Genomic DNA, 20,175 nt, shown 5'->3' with positions numbered 1-20,175 from the left:
ATTAAGAATTTTGGTTTTTATCTCCATCGAAGAAACTTTTTGTAATTGTGGTAACACCTTTAAATAATAAAAACATAGCAAACATGGAAATGATAATTCCCAATCCTAAAATATAAGGATATAATGGATTTTCTTTGTTTTTAAAAGCGCTGTTGATTATAACTGGGCCTAAAAACAATAAAGGTAAAGTACCAGACAAATAGCGGATTCCTTGTCGTAATGTTTTTCTATCTGCGGCCATTAGAAGTTAATTTGAAGTCCAAAACCATTGGAATTATTGACCATATTTAGCTCGAAATTTCCGCCTAGCGTTTTATTTTGTTCTTGTAAATTGGAATTGTATAAATCCACACTTTGTTGAACCAATTTTTTTCTTCCGGAAAGAATTGGAATAGAAACGGCCATTAAACCAATTCCAGCATACGTGATGGCAGTCGGATATTTTTTATTTGAAGTGGTTGCTCCCATTACTAAATCGGCAACAGTTGCACCAATTCCTAAGCCTAAAATAAAACCGCCAAGCGATTCTTTGTTTTTTGCTTTTTTAAATAAATACATAGCTTTTAAATCAGATTCCATAATTTTTTTAGTTTCAAATGTCGATAATTGGACCTCTTCTTGATATATTTTACCGTTTTTATATTCTAATTTTTGAGCAAATGTGATTGAAAATCCAAGTAACGTGATAATTAATAAAAATTGTTTCATAGTATTTTTTATTTATTGTTGTTGTAAAAAGTAACGGCATTTCTAACGCTTCCGTGGGAAGTTAAAAGTCGATTGGCTTCTTCATAATTAACCGGAATTTCTTCCATAATCATTCGCGTGCCACGATCAATTAATTTGGTATTGCTCAATTGCATATCGACCATTTTATTTCCTTTGACTTTTCCCAATTGAATCATTGTTGCGGTTGAAATCATATTTAATACTAATTTCTGAGCGGTTCCGGCTTTCATTCGACTACTTCCGGTTACAAATTCGGGTCCGACTACGACATCTATTGGGAATTTAGCTGTTTTGGATAGCGGACTCTCGGCATTACAACTAATACTTCCGGTTGCAATATTATGTTTGTTACATTCTTCCAAACCTCCAATAACATAAGGAGTTGTTCCCGAAGCTGCAATTCCAATCACCACATCATTTTCACAAATATTCCAATCTTTTAAATCTTTCCAAGCTTGCTGGTTATCGTCTTCTGCAAATTCTACGGCTTTTCTAATAGCTGAGTCGCCACCGGCAATAATTCCGATTACCAAATCGAAGGCAACACCAAAAGTAGGCGGACATTCCGAAGCATCGACAATTCCTAATCGGCCTGAAGTTCCTGCTCCAATGTAGAATAAGCGACCGCCTTGTTTCATTTTAGATACAATTTCAGTTACTAAAATTTCAATTTGAGGTAACGCTTTTTCAACCGCTAAAGGAACGGTTTTGTCTTCATTATTGATATTCGTCAACAAATTAGAAACCGACATCTTTTCTAAATGTTCGTATTTTGAAGCTTGTTCAGTGGTTTTTGTAAAATCCATACGATTATTTTAAAACGTGATGTGCTAAAACATTTTGCACGTCATAAACATTCACACCTTTATTGAATTGTTTCACAATACTAGGATTGGTTTCACTTGAAACCCAAATTTTTAATTCGGCTTCGAGGTCAAATGTTCCGGCAGTTTCTACACTAAATCGTGAAATACTTTTATAAATTATGGATTTATATTCGACTTTACTACCTGTAATTCCTTGTTTTTCAATGAGTATTAATCGTTTATTTGTAAAGATAAAAGTATCACGAATTAATTTGAAACCCAATTCAATTTCTTCACCAGTAATTAATAGCTTGCCATAATCTTTAACTAAAGTTTCCTGATTTACAGCACCAGCATTTCCAAGTAGAGCAGAAAATAATCCCATATAAATTGTTTTAAAAGTTCTTCAAATTTAATTAATAAACTTAGAATAGACTAAATTAAAACTTATAAAATATTTCTTCTTGATTTCTCGGTTTGTTTCTAATGCGAATGCCCCATTTCAATAACATAAGCCAATGCAAATCCGATAACAATCATTGTGATTTTTGCCAAGTTGAATTTATGTCCTTCGTTACTTTCGAAAATAATTGTGGAAGAAATATGGAATAAAATTCCGACTACAACCGCTGAAATTTCCTTTGAATAATGTTCGGCAAAATGCATTTGGTCTGCTAATAAAGTACCAAGTGGTGTCATTAAAGCAAATGTAAACATAAAGGCAAATATTATAAATTTATTCATTTTTGCATTTACAAAAAACAAAGTCAAAATGATGGCGATAGGGAAGTGGTGAACCGCAATTCCATACGCTAAATTATGATTTTGATGAATCGGAAAGCCTTCTAACAAAGCGTGAATACAAAGACTTATGAAAAGCAACCAAGGAATCTGGTGTAATTCATTGTGTTCGTCTGTATGCACGTGAACGTGACCGTGTTCGGCTCCTTTAGAGAAAAATTCCAGTAAAATTTGGAACAAAATTCCTATCATAATAAAAACACCAACTGGTAATGTTTTGTGCTCGTGTCCAACTTCGTGTGCGTGATTATGCCCGTCGTTAAATAATTCAGGAAGTAAATGCAAAACAGTCAATGATAATAGAAAAGCACCGCTGAAAGCAAGCAGTAACTTGATATTCTTTTTCTTCTGTGGTTTTAAAAATAAAGCGATTAAAAATCCAATGATAACCGCTGAAAAAGTAATGATGTATTCCATTATTTAAAAATCATAATTAAACGTTCCGATTGTGTTTTGAAGAATTTACGCAATTTATAATCGCCAAAAATATCCAACAGATAAATACCCGCTTCTTCCATCATTTTTTCAAAATCGGCTAAGCGAAGTGCTTGAACACGTTCGGTATATTGGTGTTTTTTGCCTTTGTCTTCGAACGAAATCTCTTTAAAAATATAACCGTCTTTGTAAATTCTTTTGATATGAAAATCGATTCCATCAACTGTTTTTATTTCTTCGGGAACTAAATTTTCAATCACATAATCGGCATTCATAAAATCAATTACGGCAAAACCAGTTTCTGTTAAACTGTTATGAATTGCTTTTAAAGTTTTCAAATTATCAGCATCTTCATCAAAATAGCCAAAACTCGTGAACAAATTAAAAATCGCATCGTATTTTTCGTCACAAGTTTCACGCATATCGTGCACTTTGAAATGTAGTTTTTCATTGGCATAAGCCGAAGCTTCTGTGATGCTGTTTTCAGATAAATCAATTCCTGTTACATCATAACCTAACGAGTTCAAATATATAGCGTGACGTCCTTTTCCACAAGCTAAATCTAAAATTCGAGCCTCCTCTGGAAGATTTAAATATTGCGTCAAATTGTCCATTAACAATTGAGCTTCTTCATCGTTACGTTCTTTATATAAAATATGATAATATTCGGTATCAAACCAAGATTCGAACCAATCGTTCGAATTGGAATTTGTAATTTCTGACATTAATTGGCTTTTAAGTTGAATGCACTTGCAAATTTAATGTATTTTTGCAAAAGAATGTCTTAATTATTGAAAATGCAATTCATTTTTGCACAAGACCTTGAAATTGAATAATGGAAAATTTTAAAATGACTGCCAAAACCTTTTTTGGTTTTGAAGAAATGTTGGCTAAAGAATTAACTAATTTAGGAGCCCAAAGAGTCGAAATAGGAACGCGAGTAGTTAGTTTTTATGGCGATAAAGGATTTATGTATAAAGCGAATTTAGCACTTCGTACGGCCATCAAAATCTTAAAACCGATTAAGACTTTTAAAGCAATAAATGATAAAGCTTTGTATGACGGCGTTAGAACCATAGATTGGTCTGATTATTTGACGGAACATAATACTTTTCTTGTTGAAACTACTATGCATTCTGAAAATTTCAACCACAGTCAATTTGTGGCTTTGAAGACAAAAGATGCGATTGTGGATCAATTTAGAGATGTGAATGGAAAACGTCCGAGTATAGATAAAGACTTCCCAGATTTACAAATTCACGTACATATTGATAGAGATACGGTGACGGTTTCTTTAGATTCTTCAGGTGCTTCGTTGCATCATAGAGGGTATCGAACGGCTACGAATATTGCACCAATTAATGAGGTTTTAGCTGCTGGAATGTTAATTTTATCGGGCTGGGACGGAACAACCCATTTCTTAGATCCGATGTGTGGAAGTGGAACTATTTTAGCCGAAGCAGCGATGATTGCTTGTAATATTCCGGCAAATATCAACCGTAAAGAGTTTGGATTTGAAAAGTGGAAAGATTGGGATGCCGAATTATTTGACGCTGTTTTAGAGTCGTTATTGAAGAAAACGCGAGAATTTCATTATACTATTAAAGGCTATGACAAAGCACCAAGTGCGGTTGCAAAAGCAAAAGATAATATTAAAAACGCAAATTTAGAGGAGTACATCACGATTACAAACGATAACTTCTTCGATTCAAAAAAAGAAACAGACGGACCACTTCAGATGGTTTTTAATCCACCTTATGGCGAACGTTTGGATATTGATATGGAACGTTTTTATAGAGAAATTGGCGATACTTTAAAGCAAAGTTACCCGAACACAAATTCTTGGTTTATTACCGCAAATTTAGAAGCTTTAAAATATGTAGGTTTACGACCGAGTAGAAAAATCAAACTTTTCAATGGTAAATTAGAAACCCGTTTTGTGAAATACGAAATGTATGAAGGCAGTAAGAAAGGAAAATATATGAATACGGAAGAGTAAGCAGTATTTTGTATTTAAATCACCCATATAATAAGAATATAATAAGAATATAATAAGAATATAATAAGAATATAATAAGAATATAATAAGAATATAATAAGAATAAAATGAGCAAAAAAGTAAAAGCATTTTTATATAATTTTTTAGGATTTAGTATTATTTATATACCAACATATTTCGCCGTCATAAATTTCACGCACTTACAGGGCTATTGGATTGCTGGAACTTCTTTTATGATTGCCTTGTTAGCAGCACCGAAATTTCAAGCTATACGTACAAATGAAGGCGAAAAACTATTTATGAAATGGCTTTTTATCAAAGGAGTTAAAGAAGTAAATTAGTTTTTAAGTTTTTTTTGAAACTATTTTTTTACATTATGTATTGAAGTTCAAACTCTTGTAAAAAACTTCAAAAAAAATATTATATTTTGTCTTCAAAAGGTTTGTAGAAATAAAAAAAGATTCTATATTTGCACTCGCAATACGGAAACGTTTGCAGTCTTACTGGAGAAATGGCAGAGCGGTCGAATGCGGCAGTCTTGAAAACTGTTGACTGTAACAGGTCCGGGGGTTCGAATCCCTCTTTCTCCGCGAGCTGAAAAGCAAATTGAATTAAAACCCTTAAAATCGTATGATTTTAAGGGTTTTTTTATTTTTACAACCTTCAAAACATTCATTAATTCGTGAACCTAAAGGGATAAATTCGGTTACCCTAAAAAACTCATATTTTGGGTAACCGATTTTTAACTTAACCTAATGTTCATAGGATGTTACAACCAGTTCAATAACCAGTTTAAAACTTGTACATCTTGTGAACCTTGAATATTAAAATTAAATTTAATACTAATAAAAAGGTCACCATTATGAAAGCAAAAGTTTCTATTCTTTTTTATGCTAAAAAAGCAAAAGCCAATGTTAACGGTTTAGTTCCAATCTACACAAGAATTACAGTCAATGGAAAAAGGATTGAGTTAAGTACCAATAGATTTATAGAAACATCTAAATGGTGCACTAAATCCAACAAAATTAAAGGTAATTCAGAAGAGGCTCGTTCAATAAATAGCCATCTGGATATGTTGAAAATTCAAATAATTGATACCCAAATGGAATTAGTCCATAAAAAAATTACAATTACTGCCGAGAGTTTTAAAAGTTTGTTACTTGGAGTTAATGAAAGAGCTAGAATGTTAGTTCCTATATTCCAAGACCACAACAACAAAATAAAAGAATTGGTAGGTAAAGAATATGCACCAGGAACATTAGAACGTTATACCACTTCTTTAAAACATACCATTGAGTTCATGCAGTGGAAATACAATGTTACAGATATTGATATTACCAAGATTGATCACGCTTTTATAACCGATTACGAATTCTGGTTGAGAAGTGTTAGAAATTGTGCAAATAACACAGCTGTAAAATACATCAAGAACTTCAATAAAATTATCAAGATATGTTTGGCCAATGACTGGCTTGACAAAAATCCTTTTGCGAACTACAAATCCAAAGTAAAAGAAGTAGAACGTGTTTATTTATCTGAAGTTGAAATTCAAAGTATTATCGAAAAGGATTTCAAAACAGAAAGACTCTCTTTAGTTCGTGATATATTTCTTTTTAGTTGCTTTACTGGTTTGGCTTACATTGATGTCAAAAACTTAACAAAGTCCCATATAAGCTTCGGTATTGATGGTGAGAAATGGATATTTACACATAGACAGAAAACAGAAAGTGCTTCTAAAATTCCAATCCTGCCAGTTACACAAATGATAATCGATAAATACGAGAATCATCCACAAAGTAATAATCAGGAAAAATTACTTCCTATTCTGTCCAATCAAAAAATGAATGCCTATTTAAAAGAAATAGCAGCTGTTTGCGAGATTGAAAAAGAATTAACCTTCCATATTGCTCGACATACATTTGCGACAACTGTAACACTTACAAATGGTGTACCTATTGAAAGTGTAAGTAAAATGCTTGGACATAAAAATTTGAGAACTACGCAACATTACGCAAAAGTTTTGGATAGAAAAGTTAGTGAGGATATGCGTATTTTGAAAGATAAATTTAGTTATAGTTTTAAGTTGAATACTAAAGAAGCGTAAAAAAACGTAAAAACTAAAAAATAATTTTACTACTTTTACAGCTGTGAAATTTTTAAGCTACATATTATCAATCTATTTAGTAATACTTTCATGTTTGCCCTGTGCAGATGTGGAAACAATTAGTTTTACTCATACTTCTAGTATAATAGATACAAACCATGATAATCATTCACACGACCAAGAAAATGATGCATGTTCTCCTTTCTGTATATGTAATTGCTGTGGTCAAACTACTTTAAACCATCAAGAAATATACGTCTATAGTTTTCTTATCCACACAGTAGAAATAAATAATTTCAATTCAAAGTACCATTCTAGCCTAATTCCAGTTTTTTCTGGTAGTATTTGGCAACCACCTCAAATAGTATAACGAAGCCCGTCCCTTTATAGGGTTTAGGGTTAGAAAAATGTGTTCTTAAAACACAAATAATTGCGAATTTTTTATTTGCGAAATTCTAATTTATATACTTATTTTTCAATGTTAGATAAAATCATACATTTCAGTATCCATAATAAATTTATTATTGGTCTATTTACATTTGCTTTAATTATTGTAGGAAGTTATGCGGCATATACGTTGCCAATTGATGCACTTCCAGATATTACCAACAATCAAGTTCAAATTATTACTACTTCACCAAAATTAGCCACTCAAGAAGTAGAGCAATTTATCACATATCCAATAGAACTATCTGTAAAATCAATTCCAAACATTGTTGAACTTCGTTCAATAAGCAGATTTGGTTTAAGCGTTATTACAGTAGTTTTTGAAGAAGATGTGGATATATACTGGGCAAGAGCTCAAATTTCAGAACGACTTAAGGAAGCCGAAAACACAATCCCAAAAGGCGTTGGCGTTCCCGAAATGTCGCCAGTTTCAACAGGATTAGGAGAAATCTATCAATATGTCGTTTTTCCTAAAAAAGGGTTTGAGGATAAATATGATGCCACTGAATTAAGAACTATTCAAGATTGGATAATAAAACCGCAACTTATTGGAACTAAAGGTGTAGCAGAAGTGAACACTTTAGGCGGTAATTTAAAACAATATGAAGTTGCTGTGCAGCCGGATAAGCTGAAAAGTATGAATACCTCAATCTCTGAAATTTTTGAGGCACTAGAAAATAATAATGAAAATACAGGTGGAGCATATATAGATAAAAAACCGTATGCTTATTTCATTAGAGGTATTGGAATGGCTAGTTCAATTGAAGACATTGAAAAAATTGTAATTAAAAATCAAAATGGCATTCCTGTTTTAGTTCGTGATGTTGCTAAAGTGCAAATTGGTAGTAGTATTCGCTATGGTGCAGTAACCAAAGATGGTAAAGGTGAAGAAGTGTCTGGAATGGTGATGATGCTTAAAGGTGAAAATGGCGGTGAAGTTATTCAGACGGTTAAAGCAAAAATGGAGCAAATCAAAAAATCTTTGCCCGAAGGAGTAGCTATTGAACCTTTTATGGACAGGTCTATTTTGGTCAATAAAGCAATCGGAACGGTTGAAAAAAACTTAATTGAAGGCGCTTTAATTGTCATTTTTATATTAGTATTACTTTTAGGAAATTGGCGTGCTGGTCTAGTTGTAGCATCTGTAATTCCATTGGCTTTATTATTTGCCATTTCAATGATGCGTTTATTTGGCGTAAGTGGAAATTTAATGAGTTTGGGTGCTATTGATTTCGGGCTTATTGTAGATGGTGCCGTAATTATTGTTGAAGCAATTGTGCATCGATTGCAGGTAAGTAAAAAAGGTAAACTTACTACAGCTGAAATGAATGAAGAAGTATATCAAGCGTCATCGAAAATTAGAAACAGTGCAGCTTTTGGAGAAATAATAATTTTGATTGTCTATTTGCCTATTTTAGCATTAGTAGGAATTGAAGGAAAAATGTTTGGTCCTATGGCACAAACAGTTTCATTTGCAATATTAGGTGCTTTTTTATTATCCCTAACCTATGTGCCTATGATGACGGCTTTAGCTTTAAAAAAGCAAACCGGACACAAGAAAAATTTTAGTGACAAAATAATCGAAAAACTACACAATTTATACGAACCTCTTTTAGAAAAAGCTTTAAAAATAAAAGCAATAATCCTTTCAATTGCAGTAGGATTATTTGTAATAGCACTACTGGTTTTTAATTCTCTTGGCGGTGAATTTATTCCAACACTAGACGAAGGAGACATTGCTACGCATTTAATTATCGCATCGGGAAGTTCGCTTTCACAAGAAATTGAGACAACTACAAAAGCAGAACAAATCTTAAAAGAAAAGTTTCCAGAAATTAAAATGATAGTTACTAAAATTGGTTCAGCAGAAATTCCAACAGACCCAATGCCTATTGAAGCAGGAGATATGATTATTTTATTAAAAGATAAAAGCGAATGGACAACTGCTGAAACAAAAGAAGAACTAATGGAAAAAATGGAAGAAGCTCTTGAAGTAATTCCTGGCGCATTTACCGAGTTTTCGCAACCCATTCAAATGCGTTTTAATGAACTAATGACTGGAGTCAGAAGTGATGTGGCTATTAAAATATTTGGAGAAGATTTAGATGTATTAGTTAGTAAAGGTGACGAGGTTGTACAGTTAATCAATTCTATTGATGGTGTTGCAGAAGCCAAGGCAGAACGTGTTGCTGGTTTGCCTCAAATAACTATTCGCTACAATAAAGATAAAATGGCAGCTTATGGCTTAAAAATAAATGATGTAAATAGAGTCGTAAGAATGGGATTTGCAGGTGAAGCTGCAGGTGCCATTTATGAAGGAGAAAAGCGTTTTGATTTAGTCGTTCGATTAGACAGTAGTGCTAGAACAGATATTGATAACTTAAAATCTTTGTTTGTAACCTTACCTAGTGGCAATCAAATTCCTTTAAGTCAAATTGCCGATGTAAATTTTGAAGATGGTCCAATGCAAATTTCGCGGGAAGATGGAAAACGTAGAATAGTGGTAGGATTTAATGTTCGTGATGCTGATGTGAAAACAGTAGTTCAAAATATTCAAACCAAACTAGAATCAAGTTTGAAATTACCTGATGGGTATTATATAACTTATGGTGGTCAGTTTGAAAATTTGGTACAAGCTACTAAACGACTTTCTATTGCAGTTCCCATTGCATTGTTATTGATTTTTGTTCTACTTTATTTTACTTTTAAATCAATAAAACAATCTTTATTAATTTTTACAGCTATTCCACTTTCGGCTATTGGAGGTGTTTTTGCATTGTGGTTGCGAGATATGCCTTTTAGTATATCAGCAGGAGTTGGTTTTATAGCACTTTTTGGTGTTGCCGTTTTAAACGGAATTGTTTTAATAGGATACTTTAATCAATTAAAAGCAGAAGGAATGGAAAATGTCTATGACCGAATTAAAGAAGGCACAAAAGTGAGATTACGTCCTGTAATAATGACGGCAGCAGTAGCTTCGCTTGGTTTTTTACCAATGGCTTTAAGTAGCAGTGCTGGTGCAGAAGTGCAGAAACCATTAGCAACGGTGGTAATTGGCGGTTTACTTACGGCTACTTTATTGACCTTAATTGTACTTCCTATTCTATATTATTATTTAGAAAAAGGAATTAAAAAATCGATTAAAGTCAACTCTAATATAGCAACAATTCTAGTTGTTTCGCTACTGTCTTTTAGTGCTAATGCACAAAATAAACAAGAATTAAATTTGGATAAAGCTATTGAAATTGGACTGCAAAAAAATAAAAATATTCAAGCATCAATTTTAAATGCGAAAAGCAGTAAACAGTTGACAAAATCAGCATTTGAATTGCCGAAAACAGAGTTTACAGGAAATTTTGGTCAATTGAACTCTTTCGAAAAGGATAAAAATTTTAGTGTGAGTCAAAGTTTCAATCCGTTTCAAATTAACGCACGCAAAAAAATGCTGAATGAAAACAGTAATGCGAGCCAAACGCAAATTAATATAGCAAAACAAGAGCTTACCTATTCCATTCGTCAAGCGTGGAACAATATGCTTTTTCTAGAAACTCAAAATAAACTATTCAATGAGCTAAACAGTGTATATCAAAAATTTGTAAAAGCAGCTACTTTACGATACTCCGCAGGTGAAACTAACGCTTTAGAGAAAAATATTGCTAATGCAAAACAGCAACAATTAGAACAAAAATTAAAACAAACTACAACCCAAATTGAAATTGAAAAATCAAAAATTAAAGTGTTTTTGGATTTAAAATCAGATTTTAATGTGCCAGATACTTTGTTTGTCGCTAATACTATAATTGCAGATTCTGTTTTAATACAGCAAAATCCAAATATTAAATTAGCATTTAATCATATTGAAGTAGCAAAAGCAAATCAAAAATTTGAAAAATCAGCCCTTTATCCTGAATTTTCAGCGGGTTATTTCATGCAATCTCTAGTTGGGACACCAGAAAACAATAGCAATACACTAGCGAATAACTCGCTTCAATTCAGTGGTTTTTCGGTTGGAATTGCACTACCTATTTTTGCAGGAAGTTCTATAGCAAAATCGAAAGCAGCTAAAACTAAAATTGAAATGGAAGAAATGAATTTAAATTATATGCAAATGCAAATACATAGTCAATTCAGCCAGCAAGTAGAACAGTTAAATACTTTCAAATCAAATCTACAGTACTACAAAGAAACAGCTTTGCCTAATGCAAACGAAATTTTAAAAAATGCTGCAAAAGAATATCAAAATGGTAATATCTCTTATTTAGAATATGCAAACAGTTTAGAAACTGCATCTGACATACAACTAAAGTACAATGAAGCTATTTTGAACTACAATCTAACAATTATCAACCTACAATATTTAACAAATCAATAAAATGAAAAAATCTAATTTATTATATATAGCAATAGTTCTAATTGTTTTGAGTAGCGTTCTATACTTTGCCTTCCGCGATAAAAACGATGTCAACCACGAAGGTCACGATCATACTGAAAAAGAGGTTTCAGAAAAAGAAGAAGTTGCTACAATAAAAGAGGTAGAACTGAACGATGCACAATTCAAAGCTGCAAATATTCAACTGGGAACATTTTCTAAAAAGAATTTAAGTGAAGTTATTGAAGCAAACGGTTATACGAAATTGCCTCCTCAAAATCAAGCAGATGTTTCAGTACAAACTACAGGAATAATTAAATCAATTTTATTTAAAGAAGGGCAATATGTAAACAAAGGCCAAACTTTAGCCACTATTGCAAGTCCAGAATTTGCAAGGTTACAAGAAGCCTACTTAACGTCAAAAAGTAATTTAAACTATTTAAAATTAGAGTTCGATAGGCAAAAGACCTTGAATGAGGAGGAAGTAAATTCAAGAAAAACGTTTCAAAAAACAAAGTCCGATTATGAAATAGAGAAAGCACGTTATAATTCTTTACAAATGCAATTAAATGTTTTTAATATCAATGCAAATGGCGATGCCACGGCAACTGTTGGTGTTAGAGCACCCATTTCTGGATATGTAACGACAATAAATATTAAAATTGGTAGTAATGTAGAAATTGGAAAACCATTACTTTCAATTGTAGATAATTCAAAATTACATGTAGACTTATTAGTTTATGAGAAAGATTTGTATAAAATTGAAGTTAATCAAACAGTGCGTTTTATATTTACAAATCAAAACCAAATAGAAATTACAGGAAAAGTGTTCAGCATAGGAAAAACATTTGAAAATGATACAAAAGCAGTAGCAGTTCATGTAGAAATTGCTAATAATAATCAAAAATTAATTTCAGGAATGTACGTAAATGCTCTAATTAATTTAGGAACTAAAGAAGTTTTTGCTTTGCCAGAAGATGCTATTGTTAAAGCAGATGGTAGAGCGTATATTTTTGTATTAGAAGAAGGTCACGAAGAAGAAGTTGCACATGACGAAAAAGAAGGACATAATCACGAAGATGGAGATAAGCATGAAGAAGCTGAAGGAAAAACATTCCATTTTCAACGTATTGAAGTAAAAACAGGAACTACACAATTAGGATATACGCAAGTAACATTACTTCAAAAAATAGAACCTAATGCAAAAATTGTACTAAAAGGAGCGTATTATGTACAAAGTCATTTACTAAAAAGTGAAGGCGGTGGCGGACACGCACATTAATAATATTCAACAATAATTCATCTAAATAAATAAAATTATCATGAAAAAATCAATTTTAATTTTGGCTTTTACCATTGCAACATTAAGTGTAGTTTCTTGTAATAAAAATGAAAAAACAGAAGTTACAACTGAACACGAAGGTCATAATCACAAAGAAGGCGAAGCTCATAAAGTAGCTTATGAATGTCCAATGGATTGTGAAAAAGGAAAAACATACGATAAAAAAGGAACTTGTCCAGTTTGTAAAATGGACTTAATAGAAGCCAAAGCAGATAATCACGAAGGACACGACCATTCGAAAGAAAATCATGATGGACATAATCATTCAGAAGAAGGTTCTGAGAAAAGCCATGAAGGGCATGACCACTAATTAGCTTAATTATAATGAAACTTAAAACAAATATAGATAAATTAGGTACAATAGGGCTTTTCATAACAGCCCTATTCTCCCCGTGTTGTTTCCCTTTTTATCGAACAAAAAGATTCTAAACTTTAAAAATAGTTGAATTATGTTACAGCTTTTAGATTTTACTGGAGAAAATATTATTGCTACAAGAGCGAATGACTTATTGGGTATTAAAGATTATGAAAAAATTCATCCGTTTATTCATAATATTATAAGCACTGGTAGAAAAGTGCGATGGTATTTTGAAATGGATGATGGCTCTGGTTCAGATTCGACTGGTTTTTGGGAAGACGGTATAATTGAAATTGATTATGGCAATATGAAATTTACTCATTCCGATGATATAGAAACTATTGCAATTGTGGGTGATAAAAAGTGGGAAAAGTGTATGCTTTCAATAATGAAACCATTTACAAAGGCAAATCTGAGATATTTTGAATTATCGGAAAAAGAAAAAGCGAAAGAATGGATTATAAATGAAGTAAAATCGAACGAAATTATAACTAAATAAAAATTAGTTTTCTTCCAAATAATATTTATTAAAAATACAAGTATGCAATACAATTTAGCAATTATAGGTTCTGGACCAGGTGGATATGTAGCCGCAATTAGAGCCGCACAGTTAGGATTAACTGTTGCCATCATCGAAAAATACAGTACTTTAGGCGGAACTTGTCTTAATGTAGGATGTATTCCATCAAAGTCATTACTCGATAGTTCCGAGCATTTTTTTAACGCAACACATACATTTGCCGAACATGGTATAAAAACAGGTGCTTTAGAAGCCGATATTGTACAAATGGTAACTCGCAAAAATGGGGTAATCAGAAAAATTAATGACGGAATTAATTATTTGATGCAAAAAAACAAAATTACAGTTTACAATGGTTTGGGTTCTTTTACAGATAAAAATACCATTAAAATTATAAAAACTGACAATACAGAAGAAAGCATAACTGCCGACAATGTTATTATTGCAACAGGTTCAAAACCAACAATTTTACCTTTCATTCCATTAGATAAAAAACGAATTATTACTTCTACAGAGGCATTAAGTCTAAATGAAATTCCTAAAAATCTAATTGTCATTGGTGCAGGCGTAATTGGAGCAGAAATGGGTTCGGTATTTGCCAGATTAGGGTCAAAAATTTCCTTCGTTGAATTTGCAGATGCTATGATTCCTACAATGGATAAAACGATGGGAAAAGAATTGCAAAAATCGATGAAAAAAGATTTCGCACCTAATTTTTACTTCAGTCATAAAGTTATAAAAGTTGAGAATACAGGTAACGAAGTAATAATAACAGCCGAAATTAACGGACAAACTGTAGAAATAAAAGGCGATTATTGCTTGGTAGCAATAGGCAGAAAGCCTTATACAGAAGGTTTAAACATAGAAATACTCGGGATTACTTTAGACAAAGGAAAAATACCTGTAAACGAAGCAACATTAGAAACTGATGTAAAAGGCATTTATGCAATTGGCGATGTAATTCGTGGAGCAATGCTAGCACACAAAGCATCAGAAGAAGGCGTTTTGGTTGCCGAGATTATTGCAGGTCAAAAACCGCATCTCAACTATAATTTAATACCTAACGTAATCTATACTTGGCCCGAAGTTGCCTCTGTAGGTCAAACCGAAGAGCAATTAAAAGAAAAAGGAATAAATTACAAATTAGGAAGTTTTCCTTTTAAAGCGCTAGGTAGAGCCATAGCCAGTGGAGACGAAGATGGTTTGGTAAAAGTTTTAGCCGATAAAATAACTGATGAAATACTAGGTGTTCATATTATTGGAGCAAGAGCAGCAGATATGATTTCAGAAGCGGTTTCTGCAATGGAATTTAGAGCATCTTCTGAAGATATTATAAGAACCAGTCATGCACATCCAACTTATACTGAAGCATTTCGTGAAGCGTGTATGGCAACAAACAATAAAGCAATTCATATTTAAGATTAAAAATTACTGAAACTTTAAAAATATGGATATAAAAATTGAATTAATTATAGTTTCCAAACTTATTGTTTCCTTCCTTTTAGGAGCATTCATTGGTTTAGACAGAGAAAGACACGGTAGAGATGCTGGAATAAGAACTTATGCGGCCGTTTGCATTGGCGCAACATTGTTTACGGCCATTGCAACACATATAATTAATGATACTGGAGCTGCTTCAAGAATTATTGCAAACATTATCACTGGAGTGGGTTTTCTTGGAGCTGGTATAATATATCGCAATAACAGTTTAGGAACATCGCATGGATTAACAACTGCAGCTACCGTTTGGTGTACATCAGCCGTAGGTGTTGCGGTAGGATTAAATATGTTTATCATAGCAATAGTAGGAGCTTTGGTATTATATTTTTTACTTTCATTACACCATCAACAATGGTATGCAAAATGGAAACAAAAAATGATTCATAAACATGGAGAAGAAAATGAGAATGATTAATACCAGAAAACTATAATTTGAATAAAATAAATATGTCAACAGAAACAACAACATCAGCAGGTAATAAACACAACAAATCCTTAAAAATTGTCTTTTCAATAACATTAGTATATTTCATCGTTGAAGTAATTGTGGGGTTCATGTCAAATAGTTTAGCCTTACTTTCAGATGCCGCACACATGCTCACAGATGTGGCTGGACAGGTATTGGCACTTTTTGCAATTTGGATGGCATCTAAACCTCGAAATAGTAAAAAAACATATGGTTATTTAAGAACTGAAATATTTTCTGCTTTGATTAATGCAATTGTGCTAATATTTATTTCTGGTTATATTTTGTATGAAGCCTGGCAAAGATTTCAAGATCCACCAAAAGTAGCAGGATTCTCAATGTTAATTGTTGCTTCAATTGGATTGATAATCAATTTAATATCTATGAAAATTCTTAAATCGGGTTCAGAAGAAAGCATAAATATTAAAGGAGCATTCTTAGAAGTTGTAGCTGATATGCTCAGTTCTATTGCGGTTATTATTGCAGGAATTATTATTTTGTCAACAGGATGGCTGTTAATCGACCCAATCATAAGTGCGCTAATTGGTTTATTTATTTTGCCCAGGACATTTGGTTTACTAAAGGAATCAGTTGATATTCTGTTAGAAGGTGTACCCAAAGATGTAAACTATGATGCAGTAGAAAAATACATTTCAAAAAACCCGGGTGTCGATTCCATTCATGATTTGCATATTTGGTCACTAACCTCTGGTGTAAATGCGTTGAGCGGCCATATTATTATGAAACCGGAAACTACCATCACAGAAATGAATGACATCATTTTTAAAATCAAAAAAGAATTGAATTCCAGTTATAAAATAAGTCATACCACATTAGAAGTCCATATAAATAAAGAAGATTACACATCAAATAGTATCTGATCGTCGCCAAAATTCATTATACGGAAACAATGGCATAAAAATTGCATATATGAATCATAGAAATAACATAAAAAATTTAAAAGATGAACAACAGGCTCAATTGCTGGAAATGTGTATTAATGCTATCTGCTTTAATTGGATTGGTTACAAGTTTTCAGGCATAACATTTCGTAAATAAACAAGTTTAGGTTGTAAATAGTAAATAACTATTTTGCAACCTTTTTTTATATAATTTAATAAAGTATAAAATGATAAATAAAGACCCAAAACACGAGCACACTTATGATGCACAAGGTAAAATGATGTGTTGCTCACAGGAAGAAAAAATAAATAAATTAGCGGATAGACCTTTAAAAAAGAAAGTCCAAAAAGAAAGTTGTTGTGGCGATGAGGATAACTCAAAAATAGTAAAAAAACAAAGAGAGGTTCACAATGATGGTCACGATAATGACCAAAACAATCATGAAGAGCATTCAGATGATGATGGACATGACCACGATCATTCAAGCGAGGGAAAATCAACCTTTCAAATGTTTTTACCAGCAATAATAAGTTTCGTTTTATTATTAGTTGCCATTGGTTTTGATAATTATTTTACACAATCTTGGTTTACAGGTTGGGTACGAATTGCTTGGTATCTTGTAGCTTATATTCCTGTTGGAGTTCCTGTTGTTAAAGAAGCTTTTGAAAGTATTAGAAAAGGTGATGTCTTTTCAGAATTTCTGTTAATGTCAATTGCAACAATTGGAGCATTTGCAATAGCTGAATTTCCTGAAGGTGTTGCCGTAATGTTATTTTATGCGGTTGGAGAAGTATTTCAAACTCTGGCAGTTCAACGAGCCAAATTAAATATTAAGGCTTTATTAGACCAAAGACCTGATGAAGTTACTATTTTAGAAAATAATGTAGCTAAAACAATCAAAGCTTCAACCGCAAAAATTGGAGATATTATCCAACTTAAAGCAGGTGAAAAATTAGGTTTAGATGGTGAATTACTTTCTGATACTGCTTCTTTCAACACCGCTGCATTAACAGGCGAAAGTAAACCAGACACAAAAGCAAAAGGAGAAATAGTTTTAGCAGGAATGATAAACTTAAATTCGGTTTGTCAAGTAAAAGTAACTGTTGCTTATACGGATAGTAAATTATCAAAAATTCTTGAAATGGTACAAGATGCAACGTCTAAAAAAGCACCAACAGAATTATTTATTAGAAAATTCGCAAAAATATATACTCCAATTGTAGTTGCTTTAGCCGTTGCAATATGTGTGTTGCCAATGTTTTTTGTTTCAGATTACCAATTTAATGATTGGTTGTATCGAGCATTAATTTTCTTGGTTATTTCTTGCCCTTGTGCTTTAGTTATTAGTATTCCTTTAGGATATTTTGGTGGAATTGGAGCAGCTTCTAAAAACGGAATTCTTTTTAAAGGAAGTAATTTTTTAGACGTAATGGCTTCTATTCAAAACGTGGTGATGGACAAAACAGGAACAATGACCGAAGGTGTTTTTAAAGTACAAGAAGTCGTTTTTAAAGCTGATTTTGACCAAAATGAAATACTTCAATTAGTAAATGCTTTAGAAAGTCAAAGTACGCATCCAGTAGCAACTGCAATACATGATTTTGTTGGAGAAATAGATAGTAAAATCAGTCTTAAGGAAGTAGAAGAAATTGCAGGACACGGTTTAAAAGCAAATGCAAACGGAAAAGAAGTATTAGTTGGTAATTTCAAACTAATGGATAAATTTTCAATTAAATATGATATTGATCCATCAAGTATTGTCTATACGCTAATTGCTGTTGCTTACGATAAAAAATTCGTTGGTTATCTTACCATTGCAGATAGTATAAAAGAAGATGCACAAATAACAATTGATAAATTAAAAGCATTAGGAATCAAAACTACTATGTTAAGTGGAGATAAAAATAATGTGGTACAATTTGTGGCTCAAAAATTAGGAATTACAAATGCGTTTGGTGATTTATTACCAGAAGATAAAGTAAATAAAGTCAAAGAAATTATAGCCAAAAACGAAACGGTTGCTTTTGTGGGTGATGGTGTTAATGATGCTCCAGTAGTTGCTTTAAGTAATGTGGGTATTGCAATGGGAGGTTTAGGAAGTGATGCAACAATAGAAACTGCTGATGTAGTAATTCAAGACGATAAACCTTCAAAAATTCCAATGGCAATAAATATCGGAAAACAAACCAAGAAAATTGTTTGGCAAAATATCACTTTAGCTTTTACAGTAAAAGCGATAGTTTTAATTCTAGGTGCAGGTGGTTTAGCAACTATGTGGGAAGCCGTTTTTGCGGATGTGGGTGTAGCATTATTAGCAATATTAAATGCTGTGAGAATCCAAAGGATGAAGTTTTGAGCTTGATTTTTAACATTTTCTTGATAATAATTAATTTATTTTGATTAACTTTGGTATGTTTTAGAACAATAAATGAAAAAATCTTACATCATAATAATTTTGTTTTTAGGAATATTTTTTATTCCTAATAATACTTTTGCTTGTGGTAGTGAAAAGCAATCTTGTGAAAAAGAAGTTTCCACTACTAAAACAAAAGAGAAAAGTTGTTGTGATAGTAACAATAATTCTGATGATAAAGGATGTAATGGTAGTTGTGGTCACTCAAACTGTACTACTGTCTCTTCTGTTGGTTTTAGTTTATTTATTTATAATGAAATAGAATTTACAAATAATAATTTTGATTTTTCTACAAGTAAATCAAAATTTTACCATTCTGAAAATTTACTTTCAGATGGCTTTCCTTCTATATGGCTTATACCTAAAATAAGCTAAATTTAAAATTTGACAGCCATACTTATGTCAAATTTATAGCATTTGCTATTTTTTTATAACAGTTTTGAATCTTAAATTATACATGTTTAACATGCGTATTTAATTCATTATAGCTGCTATTCAATTTAAATTTATTTCAAAAATTAATTCAAAAAATCTTTTTGAACACTAAAATCATATAAAATGAAAAAATCATTATTAAAAATAATGATAGCAATCACTGTATTGTTATCAACCACAATGAACGCACAAACAAAAAACACAAAAACAGAGGAAGTGAAAGTTTCAGGTAATTGTGGAATGTGTAAAAAAACGATAGAAAAAGCAGGAAACATCAAAGATATTGCTACAGTAGTATGGAACAAAGAAACTAAAATAGCAACAGTAACTTATGATGAATCTAAAACAAATAAAGAAGAAATAGCAAAGCGTATAGCTTTAGCTGGATATGATTCAGAGCTTGTTAAAGCAAAAGATGAAGATTACGACAACCTTCCGGGATGTTGTCAGTATGACCGCGAGTAATTGTACTTTAATAAATTGTAATTAACCTATTCCTCTAAAGTATTTTCTACTTTAGAGGAATATTCAACAAATATTCATCAAAA

Annotated in this window: 19 protein-coding genes, 1 tRNA gene and 1 pseudogene; 15 read left to right on the top strand and 6 right to left on the bottom strand. The window is 32.0% G+C overall.

All coding sequences use genetic code 11. From position 1 onward, the window contains the following. Nucleotide 1: 1 nt before the first annotated feature. The 6 genes from T1L09_RS08275 to T1L09_RS08250 all read right to left on the bottom strand — a co-directional run bounded on the left by T1L09_RS08275 (nucleotide 2) and on the right by T1L09_RS08250 (nucleotide 3,496). The gene (locus tag T1L09_RS08275) at nucleotides 2-241 is read right to left on the bottom strand and encodes a DUF6095 family protein (protein WP_322550482.1); all 240 of its coding nucleotides are present in this window, start codon (nucleotides 239-241) and stop codon (nucleotides 2-4) included. After that, the gene (locus tag T1L09_RS08270) at nucleotides 241-708 is read right to left on the bottom strand and encodes a hypothetical protein (RefSeq protein WP_322550481.1); all 468 of its coding nucleotides are present in this window, start codon (nucleotides 706-708) and stop codon (nucleotides 241-243) included. Before T1L09_RS08270 ends, T1L09_RS08275 begins: the two co-directional genes overlap by 1 nt. Nucleotides 709-716: 8 nt before the next feature. Further along, nucleotides 717-1,535 (bottom strand): N-acetylmuramic acid 6-phosphate etherase, encoded by an 819-nt coding sequence (murQ, locus tag T1L09_RS08265; protein WP_322550480.1) that lies wholly within the window; start codon nucleotides 1,533-1,535, stop codon nucleotides 717-719. A gap of 4 nt (nucleotides 1,536-1,539) precedes the next feature. Further along, nucleotides 1,540-1,920 (bottom strand): PH domain-containing protein, encoded by a 381-nt coding sequence (locus tag T1L09_RS08260; RefSeq protein ID WP_322550479.1) that lies wholly within the window; start codon nucleotides 1,918-1,920, stop codon nucleotides 1,540-1,542. Nucleotides 1,921-2,018: 98 nt separating this feature from the next. Then, nucleotides 2,019-2,753, bottom strand: coding sequence for a ZIP family metal transporter (locus tag T1L09_RS08255; RefSeq protein ID WP_322550478.1), 735 nt, complete (start codon nucleotides 2,751-2,753; stop codon nucleotides 2,019-2,021). Then, the gene (locus tag T1L09_RS08250) at nucleotides 2,753-3,496 is read right to left on the bottom strand and encodes an SAM-dependent methyltransferase (protein ID WP_322550477.1); all 744 of its coding nucleotides are present in this window, start codon (nucleotides 3,494-3,496) and stop codon (nucleotides 2,753-2,755) included. Before T1L09_RS08250 ends, T1L09_RS08255 begins: the two co-directional genes overlap by 1 nt. Nucleotides 3,497-3,606: 110 nt before the next feature. Between T1L09_RS08250 and T1L09_RS08245 the strand changes: the two genes are divergently transcribed. The 15 genes and pseudogenes from T1L09_RS08245 to T1L09_RS08180 all read left to right on the top strand — a co-directional run. Beyond that, nucleotides 3,607-4,770, top strand: coding sequence for a THUMP domain-containing class I SAM-dependent RNA methyltransferase (locus T1L09_RS08245; protein ID WP_322550476.1), 1,164 nt, complete (start codon nucleotides 3,607-3,609; stop codon nucleotides 4,768-4,770). Nucleotides 4,771-4,877: 107 nt separating this feature from the next. Beyond that, nucleotides 4,878-5,111, top strand: a complete 234-nt coding sequence (locus T1L09_RS08240) for a hypothetical protein (protein ID WP_322550475.1) — start codon at nucleotides 4,878-4,880, stop codon at nucleotides 5,109-5,111. Between the two features lie 164 nt (nucleotides 5,112-5,275). Further along, nucleotides 5,276-5,360: transfer RNA gene (locus T1L09_RS08235), tRNA-Ser, on the top strand. Nucleotides 5,361-5,632: 272 nt separating this feature from the next. Further along, nucleotides 5,633-6,874, top strand: coding sequence for a site-specific integrase (locus T1L09_RS08230; protein WP_322550474.1), 1,242 nt, complete (start codon nucleotides 5,633-5,635; stop codon nucleotides 6,872-6,874). 43 nt (nucleotides 6,875-6,917) lie between these two features. Continuing rightward, on the top strand, nucleotides 6,918-7,244 hold the full coding sequence (locus T1L09_RS13820; RefSeq protein WP_422718496.1) for a DUF6660 family protein: 327 nt from the start codon (nucleotides 6,918-6,920) through the stop codon (nucleotides 7,242-7,244). Between the two features lie 108 nt (nucleotides 7,245-7,352). Continuing rightward, complete coding sequence (locus tag T1L09_RS08225; RefSeq protein WP_322550473.1) at nucleotides 7,353-11,693, top strand: CusA/CzcA family heavy metal efflux RND transporter; 4,341 nt, start codon at nucleotides 7,353-7,355, stop codon at nucleotides 11,691-11,693. 1 nt (nucleotide 11,694) lies between these two features. Then, nucleotides 11,695-12,972, top strand: a complete 1,278-nt coding sequence (locus tag T1L09_RS08220) for an efflux RND transporter periplasmic adaptor subunit (RefSeq protein WP_322550472.1) — start codon at nucleotides 11,695-11,697, stop codon at nucleotides 12,970-12,972. A gap of 40 nt (nucleotides 12,973-13,012) precedes the next feature. Next, nucleotides 13,013-13,342 (top strand): heavy metal-binding domain-containing protein, encoded by a 330-nt coding sequence (locus T1L09_RS08215; RefSeq protein WP_291108034.1) that lies wholly within the window; start codon nucleotides 13,013-13,015, stop codon nucleotides 13,340-13,342. Nucleotides 13,343-13,481: 139 nt separating this feature from the next. Continuing rightward, complete coding sequence (locus T1L09_RS08210; protein ID WP_276976192.1) at nucleotides 13,482-13,889, top strand: SpoIIAA family protein; 408 nt, start codon at nucleotides 13,482-13,484, stop codon at nucleotides 13,887-13,889. Between the two features lie 42 nt (nucleotides 13,890-13,931). Next, on the top strand, nucleotides 13,932-15,329 hold the full coding sequence (lpdA, locus tag T1L09_RS08205; protein WP_291251510.1) for a dihydrolipoyl dehydrogenase: 1,398 nt from the start codon (nucleotides 13,932-13,934) through the stop codon (nucleotides 15,327-15,329). A 28-nt stretch (nucleotides 15,330-15,357) separates the two neighbouring features. Continuing rightward, nucleotides 15,358-15,825, top strand: a complete 468-nt coding sequence (locus T1L09_RS08200) for an MgtC/SapB family protein (RefSeq protein WP_322550471.1) — start codon at nucleotides 15,358-15,360, stop codon at nucleotides 15,823-15,825. 32 nt (nucleotides 15,826-15,857) lie between these two features. Next, the gene (locus T1L09_RS08195) at nucleotides 15,858-16,757 is read left to right on the top strand and encodes a cation diffusion facilitator family transporter (RefSeq protein WP_291251508.1); all 900 of its coding nucleotides are present in this window, start codon (nucleotides 15,858-15,860) and stop codon (nucleotides 16,755-16,757) included. Between the two features lie 248 nt (nucleotides 16,758-17,005). Continuing rightward, on the top strand, nucleotides 17,006-19,135 hold the full coding sequence (locus T1L09_RS08190; protein WP_322550470.1) for a heavy metal translocating P-type ATPase: 2,130 nt from the start codon (nucleotides 17,006-17,008) through the stop codon (nucleotides 19,133-19,135). A gap of 72 nt (nucleotides 19,136-19,207) precedes the next feature. Beyond that, nucleotides 19,208-19,567, top strand: a complete 360-nt coding sequence (locus T1L09_RS08185; protein ID WP_322550469.1) for a hypothetical protein — start codon at nucleotides 19,208-19,210, stop codon at nucleotides 19,565-19,567. Nucleotides 19,568-19,750: 183 nt separating this feature from the next. Continuing rightward, nucleotides 19,751-20,086: pseudogene (locus tag T1L09_RS08180) on the top strand (heavy-metal-associated domain-containing protein); the annotation flags it as partial. Between the last annotated feature and the right edge of the window lie 89 nt (nucleotides 20,087-20,175).

The organism is Flavobacterium psychraquaticum, assembly GCF_034497725.1.
Taxonomy (GTDB): Bacteria; Bacteroidota; Bacteroidia; order Flavobacteriales; family Flavobacteriaceae; genus Flavobacterium; species Flavobacterium psychraquaticum.
Note: the sequence above shows the minus strand (reverse complement) of the source record. Positions and strands in the feature narration are given on the sequence as shown.